Raw genomic sequence first — 24,523 nt, forward strand, 5'->3', positions numbered from 1 at the left:
GCACAGGCCCCTTCCATAGCAATTTTCGACTAAACTTATTATAAAGGGACTGTCCCCAAATAAAAAACAAAAAGTTATCACTCCTCTGGGATGGGGCCTGGAAGTACCGGAGCCAAGGCGGTTACTTCCGTTTTTCGATCGTTGACATACTCATGGTAATGTAACCTTCTTGGTTCAAAGAAATAAGACAACAGCTTATTCGGTTCTATTATTCTTTTGTGCATTTCCGGAAACATATATTCATGATAACTGCTCCATTGGTATTCTTCCGGAATGATACAAATATTGGCAGCGCAAGGATTCAGGTGAATGTATCGGGAAACATGCAGGAAATATTGTATAGAGGTAATGTAGTGGGCGTGAAATCTTCCTTGAAAAACGTGTCCAATCAAATCATATTTTTTGTTGAAATAAATGGCGTATTTCATATGGAGGATCTTCATAAAGTTGCTTGGGGGTTGATCGATGACTTCCACGAGAAGATGAATATGGTTTGGCATAAGACAGTAGGCATGCAAAATGAATGGATGTTTCCGTTTTACGGATTTAAGCGTCTCCAAATAGCGCTGAAAATCTTCCTCCTCTTTAAACAGCGCTTGCTTTCTGTTCCCTCGGGCTGTGATGTGGTAAATACCGCCCGGAATCCAGGCCCTCAATAATCTGGACATACGCATTGCCCCTTTCATTTTATTTAACAAAAATACCATTCGACAAAGTTTCCCAAAATCCTTTTTTGAAATTGGAAGTCTATTACCGGAATTTTTTGGGGTCTTTTTGGGGTCAGTCCCTCATCTTGGTAGAGTGGTAGCGTAATAAAGTTAAGGGCAAAGAAAAAAGCGTTGAAAAGAATTCAACGCTTCCATTTTAACATTAGGCATTTTCTGATTTCACGACTTGATTGTGGTTCAATTCCCTGATTAAATGCTCGATGAATTCATGGGAATCATTTATTTGAGCGTTCTCTGTTTTATCAATTAATTTAGACAATACATTCTTATATAATTCTTGTTCTTTCATTTCTTCACCTCATTTTTCTATCAAACTTTCATTTGTATCGAAATCACAGAATCATCTGACAACTTTTCTTTTTTATCATAATGGTTTAACTATACCATTTTTACAGACAAAAAGGCGATATTTTTTCAAAATTTGACATCTTTTTCAGACATTTTTTTACCTAGGCGGATTAAATAGATAAGCAAGATTGCTAGGAGTGCCCCACTTGTGTCCAACACGACGTCGCCGCGTACGGCGTTTAGATTTGAGTGAACTCCTGATGCAATTCATCCATTCCAGCATATGCAACTGTAAGAAAAAGGGAGATAATTACTCGTTTAATCAATTGCAAATCAGACGTTTTCTTTAAGGCGGTATAAAAACATAGTAGCAACACAAAGAACACCACCATGTGTGCTCCCTTTCTTATGAAGAATTCTATAAACCCATATACCCCCAAAGCTTGAATGCTAATCTCGGAATGGTGATAGCTAAACACTACCCCATCTAGAACGGGGAGCAAAAAATCCAAATCCACGTAATTAGACAATAATGGCTTTATATCCTGAGCTTGATATGGCTGGGAAGAGAAAAAAAATAATTCCCATCCAGCAAATCGGTAACAACCAGTAATTCCATTTTTTCATATGCCTTATGCTCTCCCCTTAGGAAACCCATCCATTAATATAATATTCCTTTACTGCTCTATCAGGATGGGGGTCAGTCCCTACAAATTCTATTAAAACTTTTATAGGAAGTTTCCTTAAGGTCCTTCAAACTAAGTGTCACAGCCTTGCGTCCGTCGTTAACCAGCTCTTTAGTGATTTAGTGCTATAATAGATTGGGGGACTGACCCCTTTAATTGATTCTTTAATGTGAAAATGCAAAAAACACCCGGAGGGGTGCATCCCTCCGGGTGTCCGTTTTTCGCTTCCTATTTATTTTTCCTGGTTGATTCTCCACCGGTTAAATTCGAGAAATTCTCTGAATTGTTCTTTAGAAACTCCTGAATCCATGGCATCTTGAACGAGTTCCAACCAATCTTCGTCCAACTGCTTCTTCATTTCTTCGCTGTCTTCTTTCATCAGCAACTCGTTGATGGACACACCCAGCACAGCACCTACTTTTTCCATGAACTGTATGGAGGGATTGGTTTGCAAGTTTCTTTCAATGGAGCTCAAATACGACTTTGCCACACCAGCTTGCTCTGCCAATTCAGATAAAGACATTTTTTTCTCTTGGCGTAATTGTTTGATTTTATCCCCGATCAAGGCCATTCACCTTCTTTCAAACAGATTATATCACAAGAAAGGCAAATGGTTCTATATAAAGCACAAAAAACAACCACAGTTATTTGCTGTTCATGGAGGAGTGTTGTGTTAAAAAGAGCTTGACGTCTTCTACTTCCAGTCCGATTTGCTTTGCTTCTTCCATAAGATTTATCCAATCTTTATCCAGAACTTTTTCGTTCAACGTTTTCAACATACAATTTACCCTCCAATATTCTGTCAGGCAGCACAGCCATCCTTGCACCGAGGCGCTTTAGATCTGTTGCTTTGCGTCCTTATTTTTCAATAAGTTTGCCTTTTACTGAAGAAGCAATGTTATATTGAAAATATACTATACTTTCCATGGCTTTCCTACGGGGTATTTTTGTCTAATTCCTACTAGTTTTGTAAAGGAGCATAAACGGCAAATAATAAATTACTCCCATTAAAACGACAAACTTCCACTCTATTCAAAGTTATTTCTTTTTCCTGCCGTTTTTCTGAAAATATAATCCGGGTAAAAGGCCCTAAATAGATATGCACCTTTTGAAAAGAATAGCGAATTGCAATGGTTATTGTCTGTTGTTTTGTCTAAGGAAAACTGTTAAATTTAAGCTGCAAGTGTGCAAATTTTCAAATTTTAAAGTTCAACTGAATTCAAAGGAATTTAATAGAGTATGGGAAAGAGGGATGAACCAGGTGAAAAAAATAGCGTTTCTGGCAATGATTGCTGGAGTAGTTTTATTAAGCTATGGACTTGTACAGGTAATTTACACAGAACAAGCCCAGCAAAGCAGCCTTGCTGAGGCCCATTCTTTATTGAACGGGGGGAAAACAGCCAATCCAAAGGAGAACGGTCGAACACAGAAGCAAGGAACAGACGATGTTGAAAACTACCTTCCAGAACAGGGCGAAACGGTCGGGATTCTAACGATTCCTAAAATTGACGCTGAGCTGCCGATTGTGGAGGGAACCGATCCGGATGATTTAGAAAAAGGGGTAGGTCATTACAAAGGAACAGCATATCCTACCGAAAATGACCAAATCGTCCTTTCCGGACACAGAGATACTGTCTTCCGCAGGATGGGCGAAGTTGAAATCGGCGACATATTTATCGTCAAACTTCCTTACGGGGAGTTCCGCTATCAAATGAAAAGTGCCAGGGTGGTCGATGCTGATGACCGAACAGTAATCAAGCCCACTGCGCCCCAAGAAGTGTTAACACTGACAACCTGTTATCCCTTTTCCTATTTAGGTAATGCCCCACAGCGCTATATCATCACCGCGATTCCCGTCAAATAACCACTTACCAGCCAGAAAAGTGTCCGTAACTAGCAGCCCCGTTCAGGACCAGGTCTGCTAGTTACGGGGTCAGTCCCCCGCAGCATGGCAACTCAAAGATATAGACGTATTTTCCCTGTCAAGGGGCCTGACCCCCCTATCGAGGTTTTCCCCCTTACATTTCACTCTAATTCCCGTCACAGCGGCAATTATTGTGTAAGAGGGACTGTCCCCCTTCTAGTTATTCTTTCCGTTTCAAGCACTTGACGACCACCCAGGGCCTGACCCCCTGCCCCCGCAAAGCTCTCTTAAAGCGACATTCCTTTCTCCTGTACCTGCTATGGGGCCTGACCCCCTATCGCACTTCCCGGCGGCTCTTCCCTTCTTCTCTGTTTTTTTGGTTTCTGTTTTAGACGTTAGCTGGGGTAATGGGGTATAATGGTTTTTGGAATCTTTTAACTAAACAATGAAAAAGTGGGGTTTTTTCGTGGCACGGCAGGCGCACAAGAAAAAGCGCGGGAAACGATGGCGCTGGCTGGTCTGGTTAGGCGGGGTACTACTGGTTGTAATGATTGCGGCGGCAGGATATGGGATTTATTTATACGATAAGCTGCAGGACACAGTAAAAGAAATTCATGAACCATTGAATGACGAACAGCAATCGGAGGAAACCGAGTCAAATGGACAGACAGCGAACGATCAAAATGCCGAAAGACAGTCAAGTTATTCCGACGGTACTGACATCGATGACAAACAGAAGACATTGAATTTCCTGTTATTAGGTGTTGATGAACGTTCCAATGACCAAGGCCGTTCCGATACGATGATTCTGGTATCCGCCAATCCGAATACAAATTCGATGCTTATGATGAGCATTCCCCGGGATATGTACACTGACATCCCCGGTAAGGGAATGGATAAAATCAATCATGCATATGCTTTTGGCGGTACTAGTCTAGCTGTCAAAACGGTCAAACAAACTTTCGATGTCCCCATTGATTTTTATATTAAGGTAAACATGGAAGGATTCCGGGACGGTATCGATGCGCTCAACGGCGTCACCGTTGAAAACAGCTTTGCCTTCACGCAGGATGGCAAGACTTTTCCCGAAGGAGAAATCAATCTGAATGGAGAAGAAGCCTTGGCCTATACAAGAATGCGAAAAAAGGATCCACAGGGAGATCTGGGAAGGAATGAAAGACAGCGTCAGGTTATTCAAGCTGCCTTGGATCAAGCCGCTAACTTTTCCAATTTCACAAAAATCGGCCGTATTCTCGATATTGTCGGAGGAAATGTGCGAACTAATATGAAATTGGAAAATATGCGCAATGTGTATTCCCATTACCGACAGACCCGAAAAACGATTCATTCGTTGCAAATCGACGGCTCCGGAAAAATACTGGAGGATGGAATTTGGTATTACATGGTCACAAAGGAAGAATTGGCGCGGCTACACACAGAATTGGAGGCACACATGGAAGCCCGCTAACGATATAAGGAAGGAAGGGTTCACTACGTGAGAAAAATTTATAGTTTGCTAGCTATGGTAACATTGTTTTCGATACTGTCAGCCTGTTCTAACGATGAAGTTACACCCGAAGAACGAATGGATGAATTCGTCGGACACTGGAATGAACAGGATTTTGATGCTATGTATGATATGGCTTCTTCCGAATCAAAAGAGGCTTATCCAACCGAGGAATTTGTTGATCGCTACGAAAAAATCTATAACGATTTAAATGTGGAAAACTTAAATGTCAGCTATGATAAGCCCGAAGATGGTGAAGAAAACAACGAAGAGGATGGAACAGCTTCTTTTCCACTTTCAGTAGAGATGGATACCGTCGGTGGACCGATTTCTTTTGATTATCAAGCAACATGGAAAAAGATTGAAGATGAAGACGGAGAGACTGATTGGGTTGTTAATTGGGACCCGGGCTACATTTTTCCGCAGTTGAAAGACGGCGGGGAAATCTCCTTCCAAACTGAAGCTCCCGAACGAGGGGAGATTTTTGACCGGAATCAGAACGGGCTTGCTGTAAATGAAGAAATCTACGAGATCGGCGTTGTTCCCGGAGAGTTCGGTGAAAATGCAGAAGGAACTAAAGAAGAAATCGCCGAGCTTTTAGCAATGGATGTCGATTCTATCAATGCAGCATTGGACGCCGAATGGGTACAAGACGATTCATTTGTTCCATTAAAAAAGGTTCCAAAAACGAACGAAGAGCAATTGGATGCTTTGTTTGAACTAGGGCCGGTGTTAAGCCAAACGACCACCGGCAGGGTTTATCCATACGGGGAGGCTGCTTCCCACCTCGTCGGATATATCGGTTCGGTAACTGCAGAGGAAATCGAAGAAGCCGAGCCTGGTGCGTATTCCAATGGGGATATTATCGGAAAACGCGGGCTGGAATTGTTGTTTGAAGACCGACTTAAAGGAGAACCTGGAGTGACAATTGCCATTACCAAAGAAGGAGAAGAAGATCAGGTTCTGACACAAACCGACGTGAAGGATGGAGAGGATATCACAGTCACCATTGATGCAGATATCCAGCAATCGATTTACGATTCCTATAAAGGGCAAACAGGAACAGCCGCTGCTGTACAGCCAAAAACCGGTGAAACGCTTGCTCTTGTGAGTGCTCCCGGATTTGATCCAAACGAACTCGCCTATGGAATCAGCCAATCCAGACTAGAAGCATTGCAGGAGGATGAGCAAAAACCGCTGCAAAACCGATTCAGCGCTACCTATGCCCCTGGTTCTTCGATCAAACCGATTACAGCAGCAATCGGACTGGAGACCGGCGCGATTGATCCAAATGAAGCAATCGAAATCAATGGCCTTACCTGGCAAAAAGATGAATCATGGGGTGACTACCGTGTAACACGGGTCTCGGAAGGCAGTCCTGTCGATTTAACGGATGCACTCGTTCGATCGGATAATATTTACTTCGCCCAGCAAGCACTGGAAATCGGCTCCGAAAAATTGATTGACGGCCTTAACCAATTTGGCGTGGGCGAGGACTTCCCTTACACCTATCCAATCGAAGCTTCGACCGTATCCAAAAATGGCGAAATCGATAGTGAGGCAATGTTAGCCGACACAAGTTATGGTCAAGGCCAGTTGGAAATGAGTGCCCTGCATCTGGCGGTGGCCTACACTACCCTGCTAAACGACGGAAATATGATTCAGCCAACCTTAGAGGAAAGTGAAGAAGACGGCCAGTTTTTGAAAGAAGGGATTGTAAGCGGAGAGAACATTGAGACTATCCGCGATGCCTTGCGCAAAGTCGTATCTGCTTCCAATGGTACAGCACACAGTGCAGCCTCGTTAGACATTAACTTGTCCGGTAAAACAGGGACAGCAGAATTGAAAAAAAGCCTGGACGATGAAAATGCTGAAGAAAACGGTTGGTTCGTCACCTATCCTGAAGATGAAGACCTTTTAATCTCCATGATGATGGAAAACGTGAAGGATCAGGGTGGCAGCCATATCGTTGTCGACCGGGCAGTTGAAGCAATACAGGAAATAAAATAACACCCAGCAATGCTTCTATAAGGCGAGCTGTTGGGTATTTGGAGAAAAAAAGAGGGATGCCAAATCGCGAGCAAAGCAGGCATCCCTCTTTTTTTTGTCTAAACAAGGCTGATACATATCACTTTAATCCGGACAAGCACTTGCTTCTTGAAGGAATTGTTATTTGTCCATTGACCTTTTTATTTTTTCCATCAATGATCTTTGCTTCGGGGAAAACACTACGTAATCCATACAAGTTGCTGTTGTATATGCTGTCCTCTCCTGCACAGGCTATCTACTTCTAAAAGGCAGGATACCAACTATACCATGAAGAAAGCTCTCTCTGACCATGCTATCAGTTCCCCGGCATAGCCAGAGGTTCTAACCCATTAACAAAAGGGACCATCTGGGCGATAGTCCCTTTTCACTTCCCTATTCCAAATTTGTATGCTGCTGTTTTAATTCCTCGTGACTAGTGCTCTTAAAGGCTTCCATAGCATAAATAATCGAAGCGTCCAGCACTAAATGCAAGGTTTGGTCAAATTGATTGCCGAGCGGCTGGATTGTATCAGGCTCGTGTGCCAACCGTTTTTTGGTTGCTGTCGGCAGGTAAACAGCATGGTCTGCCAGCTGGCCCAAAGGAGATTCCGGGTTAGCAGTAACGGCCGCAACCCTGGCACCGACTTCTCGTGCTTTATCAGCTTTTGTGTACGTGCCACCGGTCGAACCGGAACCAGAAAGCGCCACATATAGATCTCCTGCCGCTATGCTTGGCGTGATGGTTTCTCCGACCACATATACAGGAAAGCCGGCATGCATCAACCGCATGGCAAAAGCTTTTCCCATCAAACCGGTGCGGCCTTCACCGTCGACGAAAATCCGTTTGGCGTTGTTTAACTCTTCGGCAAGACCTTGGACGGTTCCGCTATCTACTTGGTTAAGTACACCAGTAATTTCTTTCCCGACTGTATCAATAATTTCAGACATATTTTTCATTTGATCATTCCTTTAATCGTTTTGGCAGCCTCTTTCCGGTTCTTTGCTTTGGTGATTGCACTTCCGACAATAATCACGTCCGGCCGGTGCTCCAGGAATGCCGGCAGGCTGTCTTGATTTATACCGCCTGCTACAGCTGTTTGGACATCGTTTAATCCTTCGACCAGGCGGAAATGCTCCGCATCAAGCCCGCCGCTTTTCTGTTCGTCTTTGCCGATGTGAAGGGATAGCAAATCCGCTCCGCTTTCAACTAGTTCTTCTATTTTTTCCCGATTCCGAATTCCAAGCAAATCTACCATGATCTGTTTGTCGGCCTGGTTGGCAACTTCGATACAATCCTTTATTGTTTGCAAGGGAGCAAAACCCATTACCGTGGTAATATCAGCTCCTGCGTCCAGTGCCAGTGCGGTTTCATGCTTGCCCGCATCACAAATCTTCATATCTGCCACCAATGTTTTTTCCGGGTAGGCTTGTTTCATCTCTTTAATGATTCCAACCCCGAATTCCTTAATGACTCCTGTGCCGATTTCAATAAAATCAACGGAATCCTTCACAGATTCAATCACCGTAAAACAATCATCCCATGGCAGTCGATCCAAGGCTACTTGTAACTTCATGCTCCATTCCTCCTTCGACCTCTATCGTTCAATTCGTTGTTTCTCCCCAATCATTTCCAGTACTTCATCTAAATCGGGCAGCCCCTCATTGTCGCCTGCTACAGAGACAACCAGTGCCCCCACTGCATTAGCAAACGTCAATATCCGTTCGGGAGTCCAATTTTGCTTCCAAGCATAAATAAATCCAGCATCAAATCCGTCTCCAGCTCCGACTGTGTCGACGACTTTTCCAACTGGAAACCCAGGGACTTGCAAGCGTTGGCCGTGTATATATCCGACACTGCCCTCTGCTCCCTTTTTGATAACGATTGCTTCTATATCATACGGCTGCATCTGAGCGACCAAGGACTCCTCCTGTTCTTCCATTTCAAATAGAAAACTTAGCTCCTCGATCCCGGCCAGCAGGATATCGACGTCTGGGAGAAAAGATTTGAGAACTTCCCTGGCTTTTGCTTCACTCCAAAGCTTCAACCTGATATTCGGGTCAAAAGATACCTTCAATCCATGCTTCTTTGCAAGCAAAACCGCTCTTCTGACCAATTCAACATTGCGTTCAGATATTGCGGGAAAAACCCCGGTGATATGAAGAACTTTTGCCCGTTTAATGTAATCCTCATCAATGTCTTCCAATGTCATTGTTTCGGTCGGTGATTTTTCCCGATAATAAAAGGTTTTTCCGTCCCCTGATTCGCGGATTTCTTTAAAATTGACGGAGGTCGGATATCCATCTACGAGACGGGCTTCCGTGACATCGACGCCTTCCCCGCGCATAAAGTTAAGCACGAATTTTCCAAACTCGTCTTTTCCTACACGGCTGATCCAGCCACTGCGCAATCCAAGCCGGGCACAGCCGACAGCAAAATTCAGTTCCGCTCCTCCCACTTTGCGTTCAAACTCGTTCACGAACCGCATTGGACCGGTATTTTTGGGATTGAAAGTGATCATTCCATCTCCGATTGTTATTACGTCCAGCATTTGAAACACTTCCTTCTTGTAAAATAGAAAAGCAGCCGAACATGACGCCCGGTGCGTTTGGCTGCTTTTCGGTCTCTATTTAGATGTCAAACATTGTCGGCAGCCACATGAAGACGCCCGGTACAAATGCGACAAGCAAAATTACTACTAATATGATGCCGATATACGGCAGCACAGCACGGAATGATTTGCCGATTTGCAGTTTGGCAATCTGACTTGCCAGCAAAAGACAAAGACCGTACGGCGGTGTTACTAGTCCGATCGCCAGGCACATCATGATTACGACACCGATGTGAATTGGATCTACTCCAAGGTTCAAAGCAGTCGGTAAAACGATCGGTACAAACAAGATAATAGCCGGAACCGTATCGAGAATCATTCCGATCAACAAGAACAGCAAGATTACGGCAATGATGAACATCCACTTATACGGCATGTATTGGGTGAAGAAATTGCCGATGACTACCGGCAGATTGTAGTAGCTGATCAAACGTCCTAATGCACTGGCAGCCGCCAAAGCAAACAACGTAAGCGAGCTTAGTTTCAATGTGTCATACAAAATAGGCATCAAATCTTTTATTTTGATGGTGCGATAAAAGAAGAAGGAAAGAATAAACGCATAGATACAAGCGATTACTGCTGCTTCGGTCGGTGTAACGATACCTCCGACGATTCCGCCTAAAATAATGATCGGTGTTAGAAGCGGTGGCAGGCTTTTCAAGCCTTCTTTGAGAATCTCAGCAACCTTCATCCGTTGGTGACTTGGATATCCGTGTTTTTTCGCGACAAAATTCACATAGATCATCTGCGCAATACCAATGGCAAGCCCCGGGATGATCCCGGCCATAAACATTTTCCCTACCGACACATTGGCGATGCTTCCGTAGATTACCATTGGAATACTAGGCGGGATAATCATCCCCATGGTCGAGGAAGCAGCCGTTACTGCGACGGATGTTTCTTTACTGTATTTTTCCCGAAGCATGTTCGGTATCAAAATTTTTCCGACACCAGCCGTATCGGCTGTCGATGCTCCGGAAATACCTCCGAAAAACATGGAAACAACGATGTTCGCCTGGGCCAATCCGCCTTTAATATGTCCGACAAGGGAAACGGCGAATTTGATCAACATATCGGAGATTTTTCCTTGGTTCATGATGTTGGCAGCAAGAATGAATAATGGTACGGCCAGCAAGATAAAGGAATCAAGTCCGGAGAACATCCGTTGCACAACCGTTGTCATCGGAATCGTATCAAGCATGGCAATGCCTGCGTAAGCAGTTACTGCAATGACAAATGCGATCGGCAAACCGATAATCAACAAAACAGCGAACAACAGAACGAGTAATAGACCTGTCATGCTTGATACCCTCCTTTATCCTTACGGAATTTGATGATTTCCTCGACAAGGCTTTCCAAAGCGTAAACCATGAAAGTTATTCCGGTAATTGGCAGAACCAACCACATGTAACCTTGTTTTAGCTGCGGCATGCTGTTAACCGTCCAACCCCAAAACTGCTGACTGATTTCATAGCCATCGGTAACCATGATATAGCCGAACCAGACCAGGATGAGTTGAATCACGATTTGCAGAACCAGCAATGGCAATCCTGTCAGCTTATCCAGCAAAATCGTCAGCTTGAAGTGTTCCTTTTCACGTAAGGTGACAGCCGCTCCAAAGAACACCATCCAAATGAAGGAGTACGTCGCAATCGTCGATGCCCAGAATACGGTGATTCCCGGAATATAACGGGATGCAACCTGCAGAATGACACACACGATAAAAACTATAAAAAAGATAGCCGCAAGTACTAATTGAGCCTTCGCTAAACCATTAATTAATTTCTTCACCCATAACACCCCTCAATCTAAAAACCAACCCGCCATGCACCACCAGGATACCCCGGGGTCAGACCCCCTAGCCGAAGTACGCCCCCGTCCACCTTGTTATGGGGTCAGTCCCCACAAGAGTGAAAGTCCCGTCATAATAGCATACTGCTAAAATTCAAGGTATAAATTCAGTGGAATGGGGTCAGTCCCCAGAATTTTTTTGAGGGGCAAATCCCTGTCGAATTCTGGTTCTGGGGCCTGGCCCCTCCTCCCTGCAGGAAGGGTGTCCCCCAAAAAACCTTCCTTTGGAGCGGCGGGTGTTTGGTTTTTTATTTATGCTGTTTTACGTTTATCCCCTTTGTTTGTTGATCACTGCGTCAGTTGGTGCCTTACTTCAATTCTTGAACTTTTTGATACAAGTCTTCCATTCCCAGTTTTTTGACTGCATCTTGTCTGATCTGTTCTGTAGCGTCAATGAACGGTTGCTTATCTACCTCATTGACTTTTACTCCTTGTTCTTCCATTGCTTTCAAGGACTCTTCAGCTAATTTATCATCAGCTTCAAGTGCTGCTTTTGTCGCCTCTTCTGCTGCTTTGTCAAAAGCGGCTTTTTGTTCATCATTTAATTGGTCGTAAACTCTGTCAGCTGTAAAGAAAAGGCGGGTAGTGAAATCATGCTCTGTTTCCGAAATATAATTAGCCAGTTCATAATGGCTTGCCTGATAGATATTCGTAAAATCATTTTCCGCTGCGTCGATTACTTTGTTTTGCAATGCCTGATACATTTCATTCCAAGCTACGTTAGCCGGTTGGGCACCAAATGCTTTCCATGTATCTTGAACAACCGGAGAGTTTTGAACACGCACTTTTACGCCTTTTAAATCCTCAGGCTTTTCGACCGGTTTGAAACCATAGTAATTGCGGACTCCTGCGGACCAGTAACCAAGCATCTTGAAAGAAGTGTTTTCTTCGATTCTATTGAAAATAGTTTCCCCTACTTCGCCGTTGACAACTTTTTTCCAATGGTCACGACTCTCAAACAAATAAGGAAGGGCGAAAAAATCGACATCCTGTACTGCTTGTGTCATGAACCCTGGTGAAGCAACAACCAAATCAACGGAACCGGATTCCAAGTTTTGCACCAATTCATCTTCGTTACCACCCAAGTCGCCGTCAGTGTGAACTTCCACTGTTACATCGCCATCTGTTTCTGACTCGATTACTTCCTTGAATTTTTCAAAGCCAGCGGCAAAGGCGCTATCTGAATTCAATTGCGTAGCAGCAATCAAGTTAACGCTTCCATTTTCAGCGGCATTGCTATCTTCCGTTTCGGCTCCTCCACAGGCTGTCATTACGGATAAGATTAGTGCAGAAAATATAATTCCTAATCGCTTTTTCATCTTATAAAACCCCTTTGTTTAGTAGTTTTGTTTCACTAGATTCTCTTATATTGATGGTCGCCTCGAACTCATATTTTTTATCTTCCACTGGTTTGTGGTCAATCATATCCATTAGCAGACTAGCTGCTTTTTGGCCCATTTCATAGAATGGTTGATTAATCGTGGTAATTGGTGGTTCATGCAATTCCGCCAGGTGCACTTCATCAAATACCATCAACGCTAATTCATCCGGCACCTGGATGTGCTCTTGCTTGATAAATTTCACCAACTCTACCAGAACAAGGTCACTAGCTGCCAAAATAGCTGTTGGCGGTTGTTCCAGTTCCAACATCTGCCGACAAACATCCTGGACATCCTTCATTTTTACGTGATGGAGGTAGGTATCCTCTATAGGCAGTTCCGCCTTCCTCAACGCTTGCTTATACCCTTCCACCCTTTCGATCCGCGTGCTCACTTTTAACGGTGCGGTGATTAGTGAAATTCGTCTGTGGCCTGCTTCAATCCAATGGTTGATCGCCTGTTCGGTAATCTTTTGGTTGTCTACTACGACGGTCGGTATTTCTAACCCTTCGATGTAGCGATCGAGAAAAACCACCGGAATATTACGATCTTTCAAGCTCTGATAAAGCTCCCGATTATGATTGGTCGGCACGACAATCAAACCGTCTATCTGTTTGGCAAGCAGCATCTCCACATATTTTTGTTCTTTCTCAGGATTATCATCGGCGTTGCAAATAATCGTATGGTATTCATAGTTGTAACAATAATCTTCTATTGATCTACTGACCACGGTGGAATATCGATGCAAAATATTTGAAATAATCACCCCGATGGTAAGCGTTTTCTTTTGCTTCAAACTTCTGGCCACTGTGTTCGGATGGAAACCGAGTTCTTCAATGGCTTCGGCCACTTTCTTCTTTGTTTTTTCCCCCATATAGTGATATCGCTTGTTAACATACTGGGAAACCGTGCTTGGAGACACGCCAGCTTTCCGTGCGACATCCTTAATCGTAACTGTTTTTATAGTCTTGTCCCCCTCTCCTTCACTCAACCTTTAGGAAAAAGGTAGAGTAAAAGATTAGCAACCGTTTAGTAAAACGGTTTAGTAAATCGATTTAGTTAGAGTATAATGTAAACGCATTCAGAATGCAACCCATAAATTTAACGGATCGCTAAATTTGTCGAAAATTATCGCAGGCTAATAAACGGTTCGCCAACCTTTCGTTCAACAGCCACTTAACTTTTTATATTTTTCTTTTCGCAATATTATTTCCACGAAAAAATTTTTTCCCTGGCATAGGATACAAGGAATATCAGATTAAACGGCAATCGAAAATGTAATTTTATGTTAAAATGAATGGGAGCCTTGTTGCAGGAACGCCGGCACACGCATGTTAAGGTAACTTTTATGGATGCAGGGAGGAAAAGAAGTGAGAATAACAATTGAGACCCTACGGTTTATTTTCATCGTTTATCTACTCTCGATGGTTTGTGGTGTAATTGCCAATCTTACTTTTTCACGTATCGGTTTGTATCCGGAAAATTATAGTTGGACTGTTGTGGTTGGTGTATTGATCCTACTATTTTTGCTTTATAAAAAAATGGGATGGGGAAAAGATTTTAATAAAACCATTCTCTGGACTTCTGTCGCTTTTGTTGTTCTGTTAGCATTGTTAATACCAGATAATTCTCCTACCTATCTACACACAACTAACTATTCCTATTCGTATGGTTTTCCATTCCCGTTTTTAACTTTACACGTAGAAAATGGGTCCGCTTTCTTTATTCCTAATCTTATTTCTGGAGGCGTTATTGGTTGGACTGCTGGAATAGGCTTGTTTGGGAACTTTTTGCTGTACTATTTTTTGTATATTTCCTTATTAAAGTTTTCAAAAATCAATCTTAAGCGTTTGTAAAGGAGATAGGTTGAAAATTCCAGATAAAGAAAAAGGCATTATCATAAGCATGTGCCGGAAAGGCAATTGCTTTGATAATGCGAGCGTTTAGTCCTGCATTCCTTCACTAAAGAGCAATGTCATTTGCTTAGAAAAGTACGATTCATAATCCGGTTGCATACCGAAGAGTATTTGAGTTTCTTCTTCCTCTAACCCTTAGATGTTTTCTCTACGCTAAAATCACCTTGGATACAATGCTTATTCATAAAGATGACAAGCAACCCAATGGTTTTGTTCTTTTTCAATAAATGCCGGCTTTTCCATTGCGCATTTCTCGTATGCCTTTGGGCATCTCAAATGGAACGGGCAACCAGAAGGAGGGTTAGCAGGGTCTGGAACATCGCCCTTTAAGATGATTCTTTCCTTTTTAACTGATGGATCGTGGGACGGTATAGCAGAAAGAAGAGACTGCGTGTAGGGGTGCAGCGGGTTGCTATACAAATCTTCAGTATTTGAGAGTTCCATCATTTGCCCTAGATACATAACACCTACCCGGTCACTTATATGTTTTACCACATTTAAATCATGTGAGATAAATATATAGGTTAGTTTCAAGTCTTTTTGCAATTCGATTAAAAGATTTAAAATTTGAGCCTGGATGGAAACATCAAGCGCCGACACAGCTTCATCTAGAATAACTAGCTGTGGATTAAGTATCAGAGCACGGGCAATACTGATCCGTTGGCGTTGACCCCCGCTAAATTCATGTGGATGCCTGTTTATTTGTTCTTTCGATAGTCCAACTCTTTCAGCAATTTCTACTACTTTTTGTTCTGCTTCCTTCTTATTTGTGGTCCCATGTGTCAGTAACGGTTCCAACAGCAGTTTTTTCACAGTCATTCTAGGGTTCAGTGAACTGTAAGGATCCTGAAAAATAAGCTGTAAATCCTTCCTCATTTTTCTGAATTCTCTTTTTGAGTAATCTAACAGATTTACCCCTTTAAAGAAAACTTCCCCCTCACTCGGTTCTATGATTCTTAAAATAGAACGACCTGTAGTAGATTTCCCGCAACCACTTTCTCCTACTAAAGCAAAAGTTTCTTGTTCCTGGACTTCAAAACTTATATCATTCACAGCTTTCACATGGTTTTTCGTCCTTTTTAAGATTCCTTCTTTTACGGGAAAATACTTTTTAAGATTTTTCACTTCTAGAACTGCTTGTTGATCAGCCATTGACCACTTCCTCCTCTCCATAAAGCCAGCACTTACTTTTATGATCTGCATCAATCGAAAACAAAGGTGGCGCTTGACTACGACAAATCTCCATAGCATGAGGACATCTTGAAGCAAAACGGCATCCTCCTGTCAATTGCTTGGGAGTCGGGACATTGCCTGGTATGGAATATAATTTATTCGACTTATCCCCTAGTGACTTTACCGATTCAAGTAATCCAACAGTATAGGGATGAGTGGGATTTTTAAATAGGGTTGTTACAGCAGCTTCCTCCACTACTTCCCCTGAATACATCACTGCAACTCGCTCGCATGTTTCAGCTATGACTCCCAAATCGTGGGTGATCATTAATATCGAGGTATCATAGTTATCGGTAAGTTCGTTCATCAAATCAAGAATTTGCGCTTGAATGGTTACATCGAGAGCAGTTGTTGGTTCGTCCGCAATAAGAAGCCTGGGATTACAAATTAAAGCGATGGCAATCATAATTCTTTGCCTCATTCCGCCCGACAATTGATGTGGATATTCTTTTATCAATTGCTGCGGCCTAGGAATCCCTACTTTTTCCAACATCTCTACAGCCAACTGCCTCATTTGTTTTTTGCTATAACTTCCGTGAAATTTTAGCACTTCCATTATTTGATGTTCTATGGGATAAAGAGGATCCAAAGCGGTCATCGGTTCCTGGAATATCATAGAAATTTCATTTCCTCTGATTTTCAAGAACTCTTTTTTGGAGAGGTTTGTTAAGTCTGTGTCTCCATTAAATAGTATTTCCCCCCCACTAATTGCTAGAGCATCCGGAAGTAGATTCATAATGGAAAGGGAAGTTAAACTCTTGCCGCTGCCTGATTCACCAACGATTCCATATTTTTGCTTTTTTTCAATAGTAAGATTGATGTTATTTATGACATTGAATTTTTCACTGTCTGCATACAAATCTATAGAAAGGTCTTTTATTTCTAACAACGGACTCAATGCAGATTCCCCCTTAAAGCGCTCAACTGTTGAAATGCTTGCGGCTGAGTATGCGAGATTTTACCCATTATAACTGGATTTTCGGCTCCGGTTGCAGACGGAATCTGGTTCGACTTGCCAATAAGACAGTGATAACCAAGGATTGCAAAAGCTATTGCTTCCTTCAAGTTACTGGAAAGTTGAAAATCTTCATGCTTGTAAACTGTTTTATTCGGAAGATATCGTCGTAACTGTTCCATTAAAAATGGATTATAGCTTCCTCCCCCTCCAATCACTACATCATCGATAGAATTGCTCGGGGATTCAATAAAACGCGAATAGCTGTCAGCTATGGTTTTTGCGGTCCAGGCGGTAACAGTGGCTACAATATCCTCAGAAGGCAACCCCGAGGAATTACTCATGACAGAATCCACGAAAGAATTCCCAAACAGCTCACGACCAGTAGTTTTAGGAGGTCTCAACTTAAGATATGGATGCTCCATAAGCTTATTCAATAATTTTTGATTCACATTTCCCTTGGAAGCTATTTCTCCATCTTTATCATATACTTGCTTACTTTCCGTTATTCTATAAACTATTTCATCGATCACCATATTTCCCGGCCCTGTGTCAAAAGACATTACCTGATCTTTCTGTGCGTTTCTCGGTATGTAAGTGACATTGCCTATCCCTCCAATATTTTGAATTGCCCTGGAACGATAAGGATTGTTAAAAAGAATATAATCAACAAAAGATACCAACGGTGCTCCCTGTCCACCTGCAGACATATCAGCTGTCCGGAAGTCTCCGACAGCCGTTATTCCCGTTATCTCTGATAACATTGATAAATCTCCTATTTGCAATGTTCCTGGTACATCCATCCGTTTTTCTCCGCCCAATGGCTTGTGAAAAATGGTCTGACCATGTGAACTGACAAAGAGGACCTCTTCTTTGCCTATACTTGCTTTATCCAATAGTTTGTTGACCAACATCCCCAATTCTCTTCCCAAGAACATATTCATAGAACAGATTTTTTCCAGTGAAGCTGTCTCAGGAAAACACAATTCTTTTAATGCATGCCTTACGTCTGATTCGTATTCATGGGTTAATGAATCTATTACCTTCACTTTGGTGTTAACCGAACTACCTTCTATTTCAATCAATACAGCGTCTATTCCGTCAAGGGAAGTACCTGACATTAAGCCAATCCCTAACTGTTTATCCACTACTCTACCTCCTGTCTGGCTGAATGGATCGCTTTTGCTACAAACCCGTCGTTTTCATCCAGATACTTTCGGGAATCAGTTCTACTTACATTTGCTTTTAGCATAACCAGGGCTTCTTTAATACTCCATTCCGATTCAAGCAGGGTAGCATGTGCGACCGACTCACTTACTGATGACAATTCACTCAAAATACGGCATGCCCTTCTTCTAAGTTTTTCATTTGATGCTTGAAGATCCACCATGTAGTTTCGATAGACCTTTCCAAGTTTCACCATTGTCGTTGTGCTTAACATATTCAGCACCATTTTTTGTGCTGTTCCTGCTTTCATTCTAGTAGATCCTGTCACTACCTCTGGTCCAGTGACTGTTTCAATTGCAACAGCTGCGTAACTGGAAATAACGGAATCAGGGTTACATGAAATACTGACAGTACTTGCATCCATTAGTCCTGCATACTTTAAAGCTCCAATTACATAAGGTGTTGTGCCGCTTGCCGCGATTCCGACCACAACGTCTTCAGAGCATAGTTCCTCATCCGACAAATCTTCAGCAGCTTGATTTTCATTATCCTCAACTCCTTCAAGGGAATGAACAAGCGCATAATATCCTCCTGCAATCAATCCCTTCACTAAGTTAGGCGGAGTATTATAGGTTGGAGGACATTCAGAAGCATCCAATACTCCTAATCTTCCGCTTGTCCCTGCCCCGACATAAAATAAGCGTCCACCGTTTTTAATACTTGCGACTATTAATTCCACTGCTTTATGGATATTAGGTATTTGTTGTTTTACAGCCGAAGCAACGGAGCTATCCTCTTCATTAATGAGCGTTAATATTTCCTCTGTATTCATTTCATCTATATTTTGGCTAGAATAATTTGTCTCCTCGGTAACAAGGTGTCTTTTTTTTACGTCCATACGCAACGCTCCTCATGTACTATTTCATTTTGGGATCAAGAATATCTCTTAAACTATCTCCAAAAAGATTAAAGCAAAAGATTGTGAATACAATAGCGCCAGCCGGGAATAGGATAGTCCAAGGGGCAAATTCCATATATGTCCTGCTCGCATCCAGCATTACTCCCCATGAAGGATTCGGGGGCTGAATACCCAAACCTAAAAAACTCAAGGCTGCTTCTGTGAGAATTGCTCCAGACAAGGCAAGGGTAATTTGCACAATAAAAGGAGCAAGTATATTTGGGGTTATGTGTTTAAATATTATATTTAGAGGAGAGACTCCGATTGCCACTGCACTGGTGATATACTCATTCTCTTTAACAGCGATAACTGCCGCCCTGACTGTCCGGGTAAATACTGGCGTGAAAACAATACCTATAGCTATCATGGTGTTCGTTAAGCTGGGACCTAAAACGGCAACTATTGCCAATGCAAGCAGAATATCCGGGAAAGCAAAAAAGACATCCATAACTCTCATGATTACCTGGTCAACCTTTCCTTGAAAGTACCCACTAATCAAACCGAATATCAAGCCGCATCCCGCCCCGATTCCTACCGCTATAATTCCCACCTTTAAAGATACTTGTGTTCCATAAATAATCCGTGAAAAAATATCACGTCCAAATTCATCGGTTCCAAATATAAACTGTTTACTCGGTCCTTCCATTGTATGGTCTGTAAACATCTGTTCCGGACTATAGGGTGCGATAACAGGTGATAGCAGACCGATTAATATGACAATGAAGATGCCGAGAAAACCTATTAAACCAACCTTATCTTTTCTCAATCTTCCAAAAAAACTTTTCATCTCATCACTCTTTCCCCTGAGTCTTCCAATTAATTATTTGTACGTTATTCTCGGATCCAGATAAGAATAAAGGAGATCAACTAACAAATTGATCAATACAAAAACAAATGCGATAAATAGAACTGCTCCCTGAACTACTGTGAAATCTCTTTGGGTAATAGCGGTAAGAACAAGCTGCCCCAACCCGGGAAGGGAAAAGATTTGTTCGATAATAACTGTCCCACCCAATAGCGTACCGATTTGCATACCGATAATAGTAAGAATAGGAATCATCGCATTTCGCAAAGCGTGTTGGAAGATGACTACTCTTTCCCTTGCCCCTTTTGCTCTGATAGTCCGGATAAAATCCTGGCGGAGAATTTCCAGGATGGAAGAACGGGTCATGCGCATTACAGCTCCCGCCATTGCAGTCCCCAATACAATCGAAGGGAGAATCATGATCTGCAAATTAGTGGCAGGATCTTCAAAAAACCCGACATAGCCTACTGGCGGACTATAGGAAAAGAACAAAGCCAGGATCAGAATTAAAACAGTGGCTAATGCAAAGTTAGGAACAGACACACCCAACAAGGATATTAACCTGACCCCAAAATCTGTTTTGGTGTTTCTCTTTATAGCAGCGATTATTCCTAAAGGGATAGCGATTATCCAGGAAAGGACTGCCGAGATAAGGGTTAACTCAAATGTTAATTTGAAACGAGTAAGGATATCAGGCAGAACTTCTTTACCCGTTCTCATCGATTCACCAAAATCTCCTGTTAGAACGCCTGCCATCCATTCAAAATACTGCTGATAAATAGGCAGATTTAATCCGAAATCTTCTCGCAATTGTTTAAGTGATTCCGGAGTAGCATCAGTACCGAGAATAGTCATGGCCACGTCTCCTGGGACAATTCTCATAATCACAAAGATAAATATGGAAACACCAAACAATACTGGAACAAGCATTAATAAACGTCTCACTATATATGCATACATCTACTCACCCTCAATGCCAAGAGAATAGGAAGGGCTGCCAAGCAGCCCTAAAAATCATTTTTTATATACCTCTACAATTTCTTCCCCATTATGTGGATAAGGGGTAAATCCCTCTACACTGTCTCTGACTGCTACATAATTCATCGGAGAAACCAGAAACAGGTTAGGTGATAGATTAATTATCTGTTCCTGAGCCTGTGCATAAATTTCCTTGCGTTCTGTTTTATCCAAAGTCTTCCTACCTTTTTCCACCAAATCATCGTAATCCTCATTGGAAAAATTCCAAACATTGGCAGAACCTTCGGTATTAAAAAAGTAGTTTAACGAACGATCCGGATCCGTCCCAGATCCATTCCGACCAACCAGAACATCTGCAGAAGTGTTTGACCATGTATCAATATACTCTCCCCATTCAATTTGGTTGATCTCTGCTTGGACACCTATTTCTTTCCATTGTTGTTGTAAAAGTTGAGCCGTATCGACCATGTCTGGATAAGTTGATGCAGTGGTAATGACTGTTTTGAATCCATCTGGATACCCCGCTTCAGCTAAAAGGTCTTTAGCCTTTTCCAGATCCCTTTGGTAAAGTTCTTCCTTCGTAACATCTATTGCCCAATCTCCCATAGAAGGAGCTACAGGACCAGAAACCACCGCATCGCCATCCCAAACGATATCTGCAATGCTTTCACGATCAGTTGCCAGACTTAATGCTTGACGGACTTTTTCATTATTAAATGGTTCTTTATCGACATTAAAACCGACATAACTGTATTCAAGGGACTGATAGTCCTTAATATCCAAACCATCTTGATCCTTCAGCAAGGAAGCAGATTTGGCAGATAATGTTGTTAAATCTACCTCCCCTGTACGAATAGCTGATAGTCTCGAAGATTCTTCTTTCATCGTGTTATAAACGACCTCGTCCAGTTTCGGTTGATCAACTATATAATAATCTTCATTTTTGACTAAGGTTACGTGGTTGTCGGGAACCCATTCTTCCAATTTGAATGGCCCAGTTCCTACTGCCGTTTGCTGCAAATCTTCATTCTCTTCCACTACCTCTTTAGGTACCACGACGGCACTGGCATTTGTTAAGTAAGAAAGAAAGGTAGCATCCGGCTCGCTTAGAGTAAATTTGACTGTATAATCATCTTCTGCCTCTACTTTTTCTATATTGGAAAAATACGACGCGATATGCGAAGCAGTTTCTTCATCCAGGATTCGTTCAAAACTATATACAACATCATCTGCATGCATTTCACGGCCATTGTGGAATTTGACACCTTCTACCAGGTGAAATACATAAGAAGTATCATCGGGTTGTTCCCAATCTGTTGCCAATTGCCCTTTCACTTCCATATTTTCATCAAAAGTAAGTAACCCCTCGTAGATTTGGGAATAAATCCTTATAGATGAATGTGCTGGCGTCTTGTGTGGATCCAACCCTGCCGGCTCCTGGTCATTCGCGATGTTTAGGACTTGTTCTTCGGCATTCTCACCTTTTGCCTCTCCGGCGTTCTCTCCTCCCCCGGTTTCATCTGAAGAACACCCTGCAACAATAAGTGAAATAAAAAGGAACAAACATAGCAGCCACTTTTTTCTCTTTACCATCATTTATAAATCCCCCTTTAATTTTTCATAATTACTAAGTACTGTTTCAACTATATCTTTTCTAAAAGGATTGATATTCTTTGGTTTTTCAACATGAAGACGGTTTGTAAGAATCCCTACGGTCAGCTTTTTTTCAGGTACAACCCAAATTGACGTCCCTGTAAATCCCGTATGACCAGCACCTTCGGGAAATATACCATTCACTTCCCAACCAAGCCCGCGATTGGGGACTTGCTGGTTAAGGCTCTGGTCAATCAGTTCCTTACTTATCAACTGCTTGCCTTTGTATGCCCCTCCTTTCACATATAAATCGCCTAGTTTCATTAAATCTTCTATATTGGAAAACAAACCAGCATGGCCTGACTTACCAGAAAAGAAATAATAAGCATTTCCATCATTCACTTCCCCTGATATTGGATAGTGAAGTGACCGCCAACCTTCAAACCGTAAATTCCTTTCTTCACACATTTTCATCTCGGTTCTATTTCCAAATTCTGTAACAGCAATAGTAAAGCGGTTTGAAGGCTGATAAGTCAGGGAGGATAACTCTAATGGTTTTCCTATATGTTGGCTTATTATTGTTTCCAGATCTTCGTGAAGCTGCTCTTTTATTACCTCACCCAATAACATGAAGTTTAAATCACTATAGATCACTTCTTCACTGTTTTTCTCTATCAAGTCTATTTCTTCAAGCACTTCAAAAAAATTATCGTTGGGTAAATTGGTGTAAAAAGGATGCCAAGCTTTCAATCCAGAAGTATGTGTCAGTAATTGACTAATTGTAATGTTCGCTAATGTGGTATTTCGTGATGTAATAGGAAGGCAATTTTTTAACGGTGTTGAAAGAGAAATCTTCTTTCTAGTGATTAATTGCAGGATAATCGTGGTAGTGAATATTTTGGTAATACTGGCTAAATCAAAAAGGGTATTTGGTTCCGTATCGGAATTTTTTACAAGATCAGCTTTCCCGTAAGCTTTAAGAAAAACTATTTGTCCATCAATGGATATGGAACAAACTCCTCCAGAAAAGAATTTCCTTTGCAGAAACCGTTCAAATATCCGATCGATTTCGTCCATAGGATAGTTCCTCCTTAAAAATCAAAATCTGTTCTGAATAACATTTCTTGTCTTATCCAAGAAGCCGATTGATTCTTGATAATTTTTTGAAGCCAATCCGGTAAACAATATATCGACGATATTAAGTTGGGCGATTCTAGAAGCAGTTGCCCCACTTCTAATACTTTGCTCTAAATTGGAAGCGAACAAATTAACATTTGATAAACCTTGCACCTCGTTATTTCCATAACTTGTGATGGAAATAACAGCAGCTTTGTTTTCCCGGGCTATTTTTATCGTATCGATTATTTCTTTGGTTTCCCCTGAATAAGAAACTGCAAGAACTACATCCTCTTTGGTAAGGTGAACAGCAGAAGTAAGTTGAGCATGACTGTCTGTCAGCGCTTCACACCATTTGTTGATCCTTTTGCATTTCTGTTCAAAGTCCTGCGCCACAATCGCCGAAGCCCCCACTCCAACTACTAAGATTTTTCGTGCGTTTTCCAACATCGTAACCGCCGCTTCCATGGAACTTTCGTTTAGGACAGATAGGGTGTCTTCTATTGATCGGAGGTTATTACTTGAAACTACTTCAATGATTTCCTTGATACTTGCAGAAGAAGATATGTCTTGATATCTCTCTGGATGGACCTCTCCTTTGTTAACAGACGCTGAAATACTTAACTTTAATTCTCGAAATCCATTAAACTGGAGGGATCTGCACATACGGATAATAGTAGCTTCACTAGCTTCGCAGCCCCTAGCCAATTGAGCGATGGGCATTGCTAGTATTTTGTCAGGATCTTTTAATATATATTGGGCGACCTTCCTTTCTGAGGGCTTCAAAGTTGTTAATCCTTGTCTGATTCTTTCTAATCCATCATTCATCCGTCATCCCCCATTAACACTTGACCATTTGTGA

General features: G+C 42.1%; 25 protein-coding genes and 1 riboswitch. Of the genes, 4 read left to right on the forward strand and 21 right to left on the reverse strand.

Annotated features, from left to right (window positions below; all coding sequences use genetic code 11):
* Positions 1 to 77: 77 nt before the first annotated feature.
* The 5 genes from BLR82_RS08730 to sinI all read right to left on the reverse strand — a co-directional run bounded on the left by BLR82_RS08730 (position 78) and on the right by sinI (position 2,481).
* Positions 78 to 668, reverse strand: a complete 591-nt coding sequence (locus tag BLR82_RS08730; protein ID WP_074599066.1) for an REP-associated tyrosine transposase — start codon at positions 666 to 668, stop codon at positions 78 to 80.
* 202 nt (positions 669 to 870) lie between these two features.
* Positions 871 to 1,017, reverse strand: coding sequence for a hypothetical protein (locus tag BLR82_RS21025; protein WP_175486781.1), 147 nt, complete (start codon positions 1,015 to 1,017; stop codon positions 871 to 873).
* A gap of 238 nt (positions 1,018 to 1,255) precedes the next feature.
* On the reverse strand, positions 1,256 to 1,546 hold the full coding sequence (locus tag BLR82_RS21300; RefSeq protein WP_245693726.1) for a VanZ family protein: 291 nt from the start codon (positions 1,544 to 1,546) through the stop codon (positions 1,256 to 1,258).
* Between the two features lie 388 nt (positions 1,547 to 1,934).
* The gene (locus BLR82_RS08740) at positions 1,935 to 2,267 is read right to left on the reverse strand and encodes a helix-turn-helix domain-containing protein (protein WP_026570991.1); all 333 of its coding nucleotides are present in this window, start codon (positions 2,265 to 2,267) and stop codon (positions 1,935 to 1,937) included.
* A 79-nt stretch (positions 2,268 to 2,346) separates the two neighbouring features.
* On the reverse strand, positions 2,347 to 2,481 hold the full coding sequence (gene sinI, locus BLR82_RS20580) for a DNA-binding anti-repressor SinI (protein WP_083334779.1): 135 nt from the start codon (positions 2,479 to 2,481) through the stop codon (positions 2,347 to 2,349).
* Positions 2,482 to 2,504: 23 nt separating this feature from the next.
* A riboswitch (cyclic di-GMP riboswitch) is annotated at positions 2,505 to 2,591 on the reverse strand.
* A gap of 363 nt (positions 2,592 to 2,954) precedes the next feature.
* On the opposite strand from sinI, the gene BLR82_RS08750 reads away from it, so the two are divergent.
* From BLR82_RS08750 to BLR82_RS08760, 3 genes are all read left to right on the forward strand, one after another.
* The gene (locus BLR82_RS08750; RefSeq protein ID WP_342721388.1) at positions 2,955 to 3,566 is read left to right on the forward strand and encodes a class D sortase; all 612 of its coding nucleotides are present in this window, start codon (positions 2,955 to 2,957) and stop codon (positions 3,564 to 3,566) included.
* A gap of 466 nt (positions 3,567 to 4,032) precedes the next feature.
* On the forward strand, positions 4,033 to 5,034 hold the full coding sequence (locus BLR82_RS08755; RefSeq protein ID WP_245693729.1) for an LCP family glycopolymer transferase: 1,002 nt from the start codon (positions 4,033 to 4,035) through the stop codon (positions 5,032 to 5,034).
* A 27-nt stretch (positions 5,035 to 5,061) separates the two neighbouring features.
* On the forward strand, positions 5,062 to 7,083 hold the full coding sequence (locus tag BLR82_RS08760) for a penicillin-binding transpeptidase domain-containing protein (RefSeq protein ID WP_175486782.1): 2,022 nt from the start codon (positions 5,062 to 5,064) through the stop codon (positions 7,081 to 7,083).
* 411 nt (positions 7,084 to 7,494) lie between these two features.
* On the opposite strand, the gene hxlB is transcribed toward BLR82_RS08760, so the two are convergent.
* The 7 genes from hxlB to BLR82_RS08795 form a co-directional block, all read right to left on the reverse strand.
* Positions 7,495 to 8,058 carry a 6-phospho-3-hexuloisomerase gene (gene hxlB / locus BLR82_RS08765; RefSeq protein WP_074598622.1) on the reverse strand — a complete coding sequence of 188 codons (564 nt, stop codon included), beginning with the start codon at positions 8,056 to 8,058 and terminating at the stop codon, positions 7,495 to 7,497.
* Positions 8,055 to 8,675 (reverse strand): 3-hexulose-6-phosphate synthase, encoded by a 621-nt coding sequence (hxlA, locus tag BLR82_RS08770; protein ID WP_074598623.1) that lies wholly within the window; start codon positions 8,673 to 8,675, stop codon positions 8,055 to 8,057. The genes hxlB and hxlA overlap by 4 nt, the downstream gene beginning before the upstream one ends.
* A gap of 21 nt (positions 8,676 to 8,696) precedes the next feature.
* Positions 8,697 to 9,650, reverse strand: a complete 954-nt coding sequence (locus tag BLR82_RS08775) for a sugar kinase (RefSeq protein ID WP_074598624.1) — start codon at positions 9,648 to 9,650, stop codon at positions 8,697 to 8,699.
* Positions 9,651 to 9,729: 79 nt separating this feature from the next.
* The gene (locus tag BLR82_RS08780) at positions 9,730 to 11,010 is read right to left on the reverse strand and encodes a TRAP transporter large permease (protein WP_074598625.1); all 1,281 of its coding nucleotides are present in this window, start codon (positions 11,008 to 11,010) and stop codon (positions 9,730 to 9,732) included.
* Positions 11,007 to 11,501, reverse strand: coding sequence for a TRAP transporter small permease (locus tag BLR82_RS08785; protein ID WP_074598626.1), 495 nt, complete (start codon positions 11,499 to 11,501; stop codon positions 11,007 to 11,009). The genes BLR82_RS08780 and BLR82_RS08785 overlap by 4 nt, the downstream gene beginning before the upstream one ends.
* A gap of 368 nt (positions 11,502 to 11,869) precedes the next feature.
* On the reverse strand, positions 11,870 to 12,880 hold the full coding sequence (locus BLR82_RS08790; RefSeq protein WP_074598627.1) for a TRAP transporter substrate-binding protein: 1,011 nt from the start codon (positions 12,878 to 12,880) through the stop codon (positions 11,870 to 11,872).
* Position 12,881: 1 nt separating this feature from the next.
* On the reverse strand, positions 12,882 to 13,931 hold the full coding sequence (locus tag BLR82_RS08795; RefSeq protein WP_281242176.1) for a substrate-binding domain-containing protein: 1,050 nt from the start codon (positions 13,929 to 13,931) through the stop codon (positions 12,882 to 12,884).
* Positions 13,932 to 14,310: 379 nt separating this feature from the next.
* Between BLR82_RS08795 and BLR82_RS08800 the strand changes: the two genes are divergently transcribed.
* Positions 14,311 to 14,796: a hypothetical protein gene (locus BLR82_RS08800; protein ID WP_074598628.1), complete on the forward strand. Its 486-nt coding sequence runs from the start codon at positions 14,311 to 14,313 to the stop codon at positions 14,794 to 14,796.
* Between the two features lie 237 nt (positions 14,797 to 15,033).
* Here the strand turns inward: BLR82_RS08800 and BLR82_RS08805 are convergent, their stop codons facing one another.
* The 9 genes from BLR82_RS08805 to BLR82_RS08845 are packed head-to-tail and all read right to left on the reverse strand — an operon-like array spanning position 15,034 to position 24,489.
* Positions 15,034 to 16,008 (reverse strand): ABC transporter ATP-binding protein, encoded by a 975-nt coding sequence (locus BLR82_RS08805; protein ID WP_074598629.1) that lies wholly within the window; start codon positions 16,006 to 16,008, stop codon positions 15,034 to 15,036.
* Positions 16,001 to 16,987: an ABC transporter ATP-binding protein gene (locus BLR82_RS08810; protein ID WP_245693734.1), complete on the reverse strand. Its 987-nt coding sequence runs from the start codon at positions 16,985 to 16,987 to the stop codon at positions 16,001 to 16,003. The genes BLR82_RS08805 and BLR82_RS08810 overlap by 8 nt, the downstream gene beginning before the upstream one ends.
* The gene (locus tag BLR82_RS08815) at positions 16,984 to 18,192 is read right to left on the reverse strand and encodes an anhydro-N-acetylmuramic acid kinase (RefSeq protein WP_074598630.1); all 1,209 of its coding nucleotides are present in this window, start codon (positions 18,190 to 18,192) and stop codon (positions 16,984 to 16,986) included. The genes BLR82_RS08810 and BLR82_RS08815 overlap by 4 nt, the downstream gene beginning before the upstream one ends.
* Positions 18,192 to 19,109, reverse strand: a complete 918-nt coding sequence (murQ, locus tag BLR82_RS08820; RefSeq protein ID WP_074598631.1) for an N-acetylmuramic acid 6-phosphate etherase — start codon at positions 19,107 to 19,109, stop codon at positions 18,192 to 18,194. Before murQ ends, BLR82_RS08815 begins: the two co-directional genes overlap by 1 nt.
* 19 nt (positions 19,110 to 19,128) lie before the next feature.
* A complete protein-coding gene (locus BLR82_RS08825; protein WP_074598632.1) occupies positions 19,129 to 19,956 on the reverse strand; it encodes an ABC transporter permease in 828 nt (275 codons plus the stop codon).
* 33 nt (positions 19,957 to 19,989) lie between these two features.
* Positions 19,990 to 20,934, reverse strand: a complete 945-nt coding sequence (locus BLR82_RS08830) for an ABC transporter permease (protein ID WP_074598633.1) — start codon at positions 20,932 to 20,934, stop codon at positions 19,990 to 19,992.
* Positions 20,935 to 20,988: 54 nt separating this feature from the next.
* Complete coding sequence (locus BLR82_RS08835) at positions 20,989 to 22,548, reverse strand: ABC transporter substrate-binding protein (RefSeq protein WP_245693736.1); 1,560 nt, start codon at positions 22,546 to 22,548, stop codon at positions 20,989 to 20,991.
* Positions 22,549 to 23,622, reverse strand: coding sequence for a serine hydrolase domain-containing protein (locus BLR82_RS08840; protein ID WP_074598634.1), 1,074 nt, complete (start codon positions 23,620 to 23,622; stop codon positions 22,549 to 22,551).
* Positions 23,623 to 23,643: 21 nt separating this feature from the next.
* Complete coding sequence (locus tag BLR82_RS08845) at positions 23,644 to 24,489, reverse strand: MurR/RpiR family transcriptional regulator (RefSeq protein ID WP_074598635.1); 846 nt, start codon at positions 24,487 to 24,489, stop codon at positions 23,644 to 23,646.
* Positions 24,490 to 24,523 lie beyond the last annotated feature (34 nt).

The organism is Sediminibacillus halophilus, from assembly GCF_900103695.1.
GTDB classification, from domain to species: Bacteria; Bacillota; Bacilli; order Bacillales; family Amphibacillaceae; genus Sediminibacillus; species Sediminibacillus halophilus.

Excerpts from the sequence above, each read along its gene's own strand:
- BLR82_RS08730 (WP_074599066.1), bottom strand. The coding sequence starts at position 668 with ATGTCCAGATTATTGAGGGCCTGGATTCCGGGCGGTATTTACCACATC.
- BLR82_RS21025 (WP_175486781.1), bottom strand. The coding sequence starts at position 1,017 with ATGAAAGAACAAGAATTATATAAGAATGTATTGTCTAAATTAATTGAT.
- sinI (WP_083334779.1), bottom strand. The coding sequence starts at position 2,481 with ATGTTGAAAACGTTGAACGAAAAAGTTCTGGATAAAGATTGGATAAAT.
- BLR82_RS08750 (WP_342721388.1), top strand. The coding sequence starts at position 2,955 with ATGAACCAGGTGAAAAAAATAGCGTTTCTGGCAATGATTGCTGGAGTA.
- hxlB (WP_074598622.1), bottom strand. The coding sequence starts at position 8,058 with ATGAAAAATATGTCTGAAATTATTGATACAGTCGGGAAAGAAATTACT.
- hxlA (WP_074598623.1), bottom strand. The coding sequence starts at position 8,675 with ATGAAGTTACAAGTAGCCTTGGATCGACTGCCATGGGATGATTGTTTT.
- BLR82_RS08775 (WP_074598624.1), bottom strand. The coding sequence starts at position 9,650 with ATGCTGGACGTAATAACAATCGGAGATGGAATGATCACTTTCAATCCC.
- BLR82_RS08780 (WP_074598625.1), bottom strand. The coding sequence starts at position 11,010 with ATGACAGGTCTATTACTCGTTCTGTTGTTCGCTGTTTTGTTGATTATC.
- BLR82_RS08790 (WP_074598627.1), bottom strand. The coding sequence starts at position 12,880 with ATGAAAAAGCGATTAGGAATTATATTTTCTGCACTAATCTTATCCGTA.
- BLR82_RS08805 (WP_074598629.1), bottom strand. The coding sequence starts at position 16,008 with ATGGCTGATCAACAAGCAGTTCTAGAAGTGAAAAATCTTAAAAAGTAT.
- murQ (WP_074598631.1), bottom strand. The coding sequence starts at position 19,109 with ATGGACGTAAAAAAAAGACACCTTGTTACCGAGGAGACAAATTATTCT.
- BLR82_RS08825 (WP_074598632.1), bottom strand. The coding sequence starts at position 19,956 with ATGAAAAGTTTTTTTGGAAGATTGAGAAAAGATAAGGTTGGTTTAATA.
- BLR82_RS08830 (WP_074598633.1), bottom strand. The coding sequence starts at position 20,934 with ATGTATGCATATATAGTGAGACGTTTATTAATGCTTGTTCCAGTATTG.
- BLR82_RS08835 (WP_245693736.1), bottom strand. The coding sequence starts at position 22,548 with ATGATGGTAAAGAGAAAAAAGTGGCTGCTATGTTTGTTCCTTTTTATT.
- BLR82_RS08840 (WP_074598634.1), bottom strand. The coding sequence starts at position 23,622 with ATGGACGAAATCGATCGGATATTTGAACGGTTTCTGCAAAGGAAATTC.
- BLR82_RS08845 (WP_074598635.1), bottom strand. The coding sequence starts at position 24,489 with ATGAATGATGGATTAGAAAGAATCAGACAAGGATTAACAACTTTGAAG.